The sequence below is a fragment of the Streptomyces sp. NPDC059371 genome (assembly GCF_042751995.1).
Lineage (GTDB): Bacteria > Actinomycetota > Actinomycetes > Streptomycetales > Streptomycetaceae > Streptomyces.
Genome location: NZ_JBHYXD010000010.1, coordinates 134,942 through 142,675 on the forward strand (window position 1 = coordinate 134,942; position 7,734 = coordinate 142,675).

Consider the following 7,734-nt stretch of genomic DNA (forward strand, 5'->3'; position numbering starts at 1 on the left):
AGCTCGCGAGCTGGGCAGGAATGGACAGTCAGAGTTAGAGTAACCGAACGATCGGTCGGGACAAGGGGGTCCGCCGCATCTGTGGAAAACGTCGTGCGGGAGGATCGCGCACATGACAGCACTCGACCTCAGCAGCCCCGTGGCAGTCGTCGGCACCGGCACCATGGGCCAGGGCATCGCCCAGGTCGCGCTGGTGGCCGGCCACCCCGTGCGGCTCTACGACGCCGCTCCCGGGCGGGCCGCGGCGGCGGCCGAAGCGATCGGCGCCCGTCTCGACCGGCTCGTCGCGAAGGACCGGCTCACCGGCGCCGACCGGGATGCCGCGCGCGCCCGTCTCCAGCCGGCCGCGAACCTCAGCGACCTCGCGGACTGCACGCTCGTCGTCGAGGCGGTGCTCGAAGAACTCGACGTCAAGCAGCGGCTGTTCGGCCAGCTCGAGGACATCGTCGGGGACGACTGCCTGCTGGCCACCAACACCTCCTCGCTGTCCGTCACGGCCATCGGCGGCGCGCTGCGCAATCCGGGCCGTCTCGTCGGGCTGCACTTCTTCAACCCGGCGCCGCTGCTGCCGCTCGTGGAGGTCGTCTCCGGGTTCGCGACCGACGTCACCTCGGCCACGCGCGCGTACGAGACGGCCCGCGCCTGGGGCAAGACGCCCGTCGCCTGCGCGGACACGCCCGGTTTCATCGTCAACCGCATCGCGCGGCCCTTCTACGCCGAGGCCTTCGCGGTCCACGAGTCCCAGGCCGCCGACCCCGCCACCATCGACGCGGTCCTGCGCGAGTCCGGCGGTTTCCGGATGGGCGCCTTCGAACTCACCGACCTGATCGGCCAGGACGTCAACGAGTCCGTCACCCACTCCGTGTGGCGGGCCTTCTTCCAGGACGTGCGCTTCACGCCCTCGCTCGCCCAGCGACGGCTCGTCGAGTCGGGCCGGCTCGGCCGCAAGGCGGGACACGGCTGGTACGACTACGGGGACGGCGCCGAACCCGCCGAGCCGCACACAGCGGAGAAGACGCAGCCGCCCGCCTACGTCGTCGCCGAGGGCGATCTGGGCCCCGCCGCCGAGATCATCTCCCTGATCCGTGAGGCGGGCATCCGGGTCCGGGAGGACGAGGAGGACCACGGCACCCGCCTGGTGCTGCCGAGCGGCGGCCAGCTGGTCCTCGCCGACGGCCAGACCTCCGTCGAGTTCCGCGACGTCGTCTACTTCGACCTCGCGCTCGACTACCGCAAGGCCACCCGGATCGCCCTGTCGACCTCGCAGGACACCGCTCCCCAGACGCTCGCGGAGGCCATCGGCCTCTTCCAGGCGCTGGGCAAGGACGTCAGCGTGATCGGGGACTGCCCCGGCATGATCGTCGCCCGCACGGTGGCCCGGATCGTCGACCTCGCGCACGACGCGGTCGCCAAGGGCGTGGCCACCGAGGAGGACATCGACACCGCGATGCGCCTCGGCGTCAACTACCCCCTCGGCCCCTTCGAGTGGAGCCGCAGGCTCGGCGCCGACTGGTCGTACGACGTCCTGGACGAACTGCACGTGCGCGACCCCTCCGGGCGCTACGCCCCGTCACTGGCGCTCTACCGCCACGCGTACGGCAACGAGAAGCGTGAGGGTGCCCAGTGACCACCGCCAAACGGGACACGTACACCCCCGAGACGCTGCTCTCCGTGGCCGTCCAGGTCTTCAACGACCGCGGCTACGACGGCACCTCCATGGAGCACCTCTCCAAGGCCGCCGGCATCTCCAAGTCGTCGATCTACCACCATGTCTCGGGCAAGGAGGAGCTGCTGCGGCGCGCGGTGAGCCGGGCGCTGGACGGCCTCTTCGAGATCCTCGACGAGGAGAACGCGCGCGTGGGACGGGCCGTGGAGCGCCTGGAGTACGTGGTGCGGCGCATGGTCGAGGTGCTCACGTCCGAGCTGCCCTACGTGACGCTGCTCCTGCGGGTGCGCGGCAACACGGACACCGAGCGGTGGGCCCTGGAGCGGCGCCGCGACTTCGACCACAGGGTCGCCGAGCTTCTGAAGGCGGCGGCCGCGGACGGGGACGTACGCGGCGACGTCGAGGTCCGGCTCGCGACCCGGCTGGTCTTCGGAATGATCAACTCGCTGGTGGAGTGGTACCGCCCGGACGCGCGGGGCATGGGCGCGCGCGAAGTGGCCGACGCCGTGGTGGTGCTGGTCTTCGGAGGGCTCCGGCAGGAGCTCTGAGACCGCCTGCGGGGCCGGCGGCAGGGGCCGGGCCGACCTTTCCGGCCCGGCGCGCGGCGGTGCCGGTTCCGGCGGACTTCTCGTCGCCCGAAGCCTGGCCGCGCCGGCTCCACGGGCGGGTGCCGTGCGGCCGGGAGACCCGGCGGCTCAGGCCTCCGGCTCCAGGTCCTCCTCCTCGAAGACCAGCAGCGTTCTGCTGCTGAGCACCTCCGGGATGGCCTGGAGCCGGGTGAGCACCAGCTCGCGCAGCGCCCGGTTGTCCGGAGTGTGCACCAGCAGAAGGACGTCGAAGTCGCCGCCCACCAGGGCGATGTGCGAGGCCCCGGGCAGCACCCTCAGCCGCTCCCGCACCGTGCGCCACGAGTTCTGCACGATCTTGAGGGTGATGTACGCCGACGTGCCCTGACCCGCGCGTTCGTGGTCGACGCGCGCCCCGAAGCCGCGGATCACACCGTCCTCGATGAGCCGGTTGATCCGTGCGTAGGCGTTGGCCCTCGAGACATGGACCCGTTCGGCCACGGAACGTATGGAGGCACGGCCGTCCGCCTGCAGCATGTGCAGGATGTCCTGGTCGATCGCGTCGAGCGGACGGGCGGGCGGCGCGGAGGGTCCGGCCTCCGGCGGCTCGGCCATTTGTTCAGGTGCCATGTCCCCCCGCCTCCCTACCATGGACGTACTGCATCCATCTCAGGCTGCGCGGAACCGTTTGTCCACAGCCTGGCGGCGCCTGTAGCCAAAATGTGCCGACGACCGAACAATCGGTAGGTGAGGCGCGTCACACCCGTGACGCGTCCGAAGCCGCTCCCACGAGGAGGTGCCGTCATGACGGTCATGGAGCAGCGAGGGGCCTACCGGCCCACGCCGCCGCCCGCCTGGCAGCCCCGCACCGACCCCGCGCCGTTGCTGCCCGACGCGCTGCCCCACCGCGTCCTCGGCACCGACGCCGCCGCCAAGGTCGATCCGGCCCTGCTGCGCCGTCTGCACACGGAACTGGTCCGTGGCCGCCGGTACAACGTCCAGGCCACCGCGCTCACCAAGCAGGGCCGTCTCGCCGTGTACCCGTCCAGCACCGGACAGGAGGCCTGCGAGGTGGCCGCCGCGCTCGTGCTGGAGGAGCGCGACTGGCTCTTCCCGAGCTACCGGGACACCCTCGCCGCCGTCGCCCGCGGCCTCGACCCCGTCCAGGCCCTCACCCTCCTGCGCGGCGACTGGCACACCGGCTACGACCCGCACGAGCACCGCATCGCGCCCCTGTGCACCCCGCTCGCGACCCAGCTCCCGCACGCCGTGGGCCTCGCGCACGCCGCCCGCCTCAAGGGCGACGACGTGGTCGCGCTCGCCCTGGTCGGCGACGGCGGCACCAGCGAGGGCGACTTCCACGAAGCGCTGAACTTCGCCGCCGTGTGGCAGGCGCCCGTGGTCTTCCTCGTGCAGAACAACGGCTTCGCCATCTCCGTCCCGCTCGCCAAGCAGACCGCCGCCCCGTCGCTGGCCCACAAGGCCGTCGGCTACGGGATGCCGGGCCGCCTGGTCGACGGCAACGACGCGGTGGCCGTGCACCAGGTGCTGAGCGAGGCCATCGCCCACGCGCGCGCGGGCGGCGGTCCCACCCTCGTCGAGGCCGTGACGTACCGCATCGACGCCCACACCAACGCCGACGACGCCACCCGCTACCGAGTCGACGCCGAGGTCGAGACCTGGCGCGCCCACGACCCGGTCACGCTGGTGGAGCGCGAGCTGACCGAGCGCGGCCTGCTCGACGAGGCCGCCCTGCAAGCGGTCCGCGACGATGCCGAGGCGATGGCCGCGGACCTGCGCGAACGCATGAACCAGGACCCGGTGCTCGACCCCATGGAACTGTTCGCCCATGTGTACGCCCAGCCCACTCCTCAACTGCTCGAGCAGGAGAGCCGGCTGAGAGCGGAGCTGGACGCCGAGGCGGACGGCACGCTCGGAGCGGGCCCGCACGGCCCGGAAGGAGCCGGGCGATGACCACGGTTGCCCTCAAACCGGCCACCATGGCGCAGGCGCTCGGGCGCGCCCTGCGCGACGCCATGGCCGCCGACCCCTCCGTCCACGTCATGGGCGAGGACGTCGGCACCCTCGGCGGCGTCTTCCGCGTCACCGACGGACTCGCCAAGGAGTTCGGCGACGACCGCTGCACGGACACCCCCCTCGCCGAGGCGGGCATCCTCGGCGCGGCGGTCGGCATGGCCATGTACGGCCTGCGGCCGGTCGTGGAGATGCAGTTCGACGCGTTCGCCTACCCGGCGTTCGAGCAGCTCATCTCGCACGTGGCGAAGATGCGCAACCGCACGCGCGGTGCCATGCCCCTGCCCATCACGATCCGCGTCCCCTACGGCGGCGGCATCGGCGGCGTCGAGCACCACAGCGACTCCTCCGAGGCGTACTACATGGCGACCCCGGGTCTCCACGTCGTCATGCCCGCGACCGTCTCCGACGCCTACGGGCTGCTGCGCGAGGCCATCGCCTCGGACGACCCGGTCGTCTTCCTGGAGCCCAAGAGGCTGTACTGGTCGAAGGATTCCTGGAACCCGGACGAGCCGCCGGCCGTTGAGCCGATAGGCCGCGCCGTGGTGCGGCGCCCGGGCCGGAGCGCCACGCTGATCGCGTACGGGCCGTCCGTGCCCGTCTGCCTCGAAGCCGCCGAGGCGGCGCGGGCCGAGGGCTGGGACCTCGAAGTCGTCGACCTGCGTTCGCTGGTGCCGTTCGACGACGAGACGGTCGCGGCCTCGGTGCGGCGGACCGGACGAGCGGTCGTCGTGCACGAGTCGGGCGGGTACGGAGGACCGGGCGGGGAGATCGCGGCCCGCGTCACGGAGCGCTGCTTCCACCACCTGGAGGCGCCGGTGCTGCGCGTCGCCGGGTTCGACATCCCGTATCCGCCGCCGATGCTGGAGCGGCACCACCTGCCCGGCGTCGACCGGATCCTGGACGCCGTGGGACGGCTGCAATGGGAGGCGCAGAGCTGATGGCACAGGTGCTGGAGTTCAAGCTCCCCGACCTCGGGGAGGGACTCACCGAGGCGGAGATCGTCCGCTGGCTGGTGGAGGTCGGTGACGTCGTCGCCGTCGACCAGCTCGTCGTCGAGGTCGAGACGGCCAAGGCGATGGTCGAGGTCCCCTGTCCCTACGGCGGCGTGGTCACCGCCCGCTTCGGCGAGGAGGGCACCGAACTGCCCGTCGGGGCACCGCTGCTGACCGTCGCCGTGGGCGCCCCGGCCGTGGCCGGGGACAGCGGGACCGGCATGGACGAGCGGAGCGACGAGGGCTCCGGGAACGTGCTCGTCGGGTACGGCACCGGAGCGCCCCCGGCGCGGCGCCGGAGGGTGCGCCCCTCCGGCGGAGCCGCCGCACCGGCCGGGACGCCGTCCCCGGCGGGCGCGGGCGCGTCACCCGCCCGGTCCGGGCGGAGCCGCCCCGAACCCGCCGGTGCCGTGCCGCCGGCCGCAGCAGGCACGCGGGACGCCCGCAACGGCGTGGCGCCGTCGCGGGGCGACGGCCCCGTGCCGGTCATCTCGCCGCTCGTGCGCCGGCTCGCCCGGGAGAACGGCGTGGACCTGCGGGAGCTGGAGGGCTCCGGCCCCGAGGGACTCATCCTGCGCGCCGACGTCGAGTACGCGCTGCGCGCGGCGGCGACCGGCCGGCTGCGGTCGGCCGCGCCTGCCGGATTCGGCGTGCCCGCCGCGGCGCCCGCGTTCGACGCTCTGGCCGATCAGGTGACCTCGTACGCGGACATCGCGTCGGTGGTGCCCGGCGCGGCGTCCGGCGCGTCCGGCGTCTCCCGGGGCACGACCCCGGCGGGCGTCCGTGTCCCCCTCAAGGGTGTGCGCGGTGCCGTCGCCGACAAGCTCTCGCGCAGCCGGCGTGAGATCCCGGACGCGACCTGCTGGGTGGACGCCGACGCGACGGAGCTCATGCGGGCACGCAGGGCGATGAACGCGGCCGGCGACCCGAAGATCTCCCTGCTGGCACTGCTGGCCCGGATCTGCACCGCGGCACTGGCCCGTTTCCCGGAGCTGAACTCGACGGTCGACATGGACGCCCGCGAGATCGTCCGGCTCGACCAGGTGCACCTGGGCTTCGCGGCCCAGACCGAGCGCGGGCTCGTCGTCCCCGTGGTGCGGGACGCGCACGCACGGGACGCGGAGGGTCTGAGCGCGGAGTTCGGCCGGCTGACCGAGGCGGCCCGGACCGGGACACTGACCCCGGCGGACCTCACGGGCGGCACGTTCACGCTCAACAACTACGGCGTGTTCGGCGTCGACGGCTCGACGCCGATCATCAACCACCCCGAGGCGGCCATGCTCGGCGTCGGCCGCATCATCCCCAGGCCGTGGGTGCACGAAGGCGAGTTGGCGGTGCGTCAGATCGTCCAGCTCTCGCTCGCCTTCGACCACCGTGTCTGCGACGGCGGTACGGCGGGCGGCTTCCTGCGCCATGTGGCGGACTGCGTCGAACAGCCGGCGGTGCTGCTGCGGACTCTGTAGGACGCGGGGTCCGGTCACCCCGGACCCGTGCCGTGCCCCGGGGGTGGCACCGAATCCCCGGACGCCCATACTCGGGGCATGACCGCGTACGAGCCCGAGGACGCGACCGGGCGGCCGGGCAGCCGTGACCCGCGGGGCACCCGCGGCGCCGATGCCGGGTACGACGCCGTCGTGCTCGCGGGCGGTGCCGCCCGGCGGCTCGGCGGCGAGGACAAGCCCGGCGTGCGGGTGGGCGGCCGGACGCTGCTGGACCGGGTGCTGGCCGCCTGTGCCGATGCCGGCCGCACGGTGGTGGTGGCCGGGCCCAGGCCCACGGCACGCCCCGTGGAGTGGGCCCGCGAGGACCCGCCCGGCGGGGGCCCGCTCGCCGCGCTGGACGCCGGGCTCCGGCACACCGCGGCGCCGTACGTCCTCGTGCTCTCGGCCGACCTGCCGTTCCTGGAGGAGAAGACGGTCCGGCGCCTGCTGGACACCCTTCACACCGCCGGCCCACCCGAGCCCCCGCCGACCCCTGATCAGGGCCCAGGAACCCACGCCGAGGAACCCGGCATCCGCGACGGCGGGCGTGGTACCCGTGCCGACGGCCCCGATGTCCGCTTCGACGGTGTTCTTCTCGTCGATCCCGAGGGGCGGGATCAGCCGCTTGTGGCCGTCTACCGCGCCGACGCGCTGCGTCGCGAGCTGGGCGTGCTCGCCGCCGCGCACGGGAGCCTCGCCGGGCTGCCGTTGCGGCGGCTCGTCGCCGCACTCGATCTCACTCGCATCGCCGATCCCGTCGCGTCCTTCGACTGCGACACCTGGGACGACATCGCCGCCGCTCGGGCACGCATCAGGGAGCATGGGCACGTGCTGGATGAATGGATTTCCGCAGTCAAGGACGAACTGGGCATCGACCTGGACGTCGACACCGGTGTGCTGCTCGACCTGGCCCGGGGGGGGCGGCCCCGCGGGCGGCGCGCCGCCCCCCCCCCCCCCCCCCCAGAGCGACTCAGAAGCCGCGGCGCCGCGCC

The 7,734-nt window shown here is 73.5% G+C and carries 7 protein-coding genes; 6 read left to right on the top strand and 1 reads right to left on the bottom strand.

What is annotated here, in order from left to right:
- The first annotated feature begins 112 nt into the window (after positions 1-112).
- Both ACFXGX_RS09040 and ACFXGX_RS09045 read left to right on the top strand, forming a co-directional pair.
- A complete protein-coding gene (locus ACFXGX_RS09040) occupies positions 113-1,627 on the top strand; it encodes a 3-hydroxyacyl-CoA dehydrogenase (RefSeq protein WP_384786876.1) in 1,515 nt (504 codons plus the stop codon).
- Positions 1,624-2,214, top strand: coding sequence for a TetR/AcrR family transcriptional regulator (locus tag ACFXGX_RS09045; RefSeq protein ID WP_384786879.1), 591 nt, complete (start codon positions 1,624-1,626; stop codon positions 2,212-2,214). The genes ACFXGX_RS09040 and ACFXGX_RS09045 overlap by 4 nt, the downstream gene beginning before the upstream one ends.
- Before the next feature lie 147 nt (positions 2,215-2,361).
- On the opposite strand, the gene ACFXGX_RS09050 is transcribed toward ACFXGX_RS09045, so the two are convergent.
- On the bottom strand, positions 2,362-2,862 hold the full coding sequence (locus ACFXGX_RS09050) for an Lrp/AsnC family transcriptional regulator (RefSeq protein ID WP_355761955.1): 501 nt from the start codon (positions 2,860-2,862) through the stop codon (positions 2,362-2,364).
- 174 nt (positions 2,863-3,036) lie between these two features.
- On the opposite strand from ACFXGX_RS09050, the gene pdhA reads away from it, so the two are divergent.
- The 4 genes from pdhA to ACFXGX_RS09070 all read left to right on the top strand — a co-directional run.
- Positions 3,037-4,206, top strand: coding sequence for a pyruvate dehydrogenase (acetyl-transferring) E1 component subunit alpha (pdhA, locus tag ACFXGX_RS09055; RefSeq protein ID WP_384786882.1), 1,170 nt, complete (start codon positions 3,037-3,039; stop codon positions 4,204-4,206).
- On the top strand, positions 4,203-5,207 hold the full coding sequence (locus ACFXGX_RS09060) for an alpha-ketoacid dehydrogenase subunit beta (RefSeq protein WP_384786885.1): 1,005 nt from the start codon (positions 4,203-4,205) through the stop codon (positions 5,205-5,207). The genes pdhA and ACFXGX_RS09060 overlap by 4 nt, the downstream gene beginning before the upstream one ends.
- Entirely contained in the window at positions 5,207-6,724 is a 1,518-nt protein-coding gene (locus ACFXGX_RS09065; RefSeq protein ID WP_384786888.1) for a dihydrolipoamide acetyltransferase family protein, read from the top strand. Before ACFXGX_RS09060 ends, ACFXGX_RS09065 begins: the two co-directional genes overlap by 1 nt.
- A gap of 78 nt (positions 6,725-6,802) precedes the next feature.
- A partial coding sequence (locus ACFXGX_RS09070) for a molybdenum cofactor guanylyltransferase (protein ID WP_384786891.1) occupies positions 6,803-7,734 on the top strand: 932 nt, incomplete at its 3' end.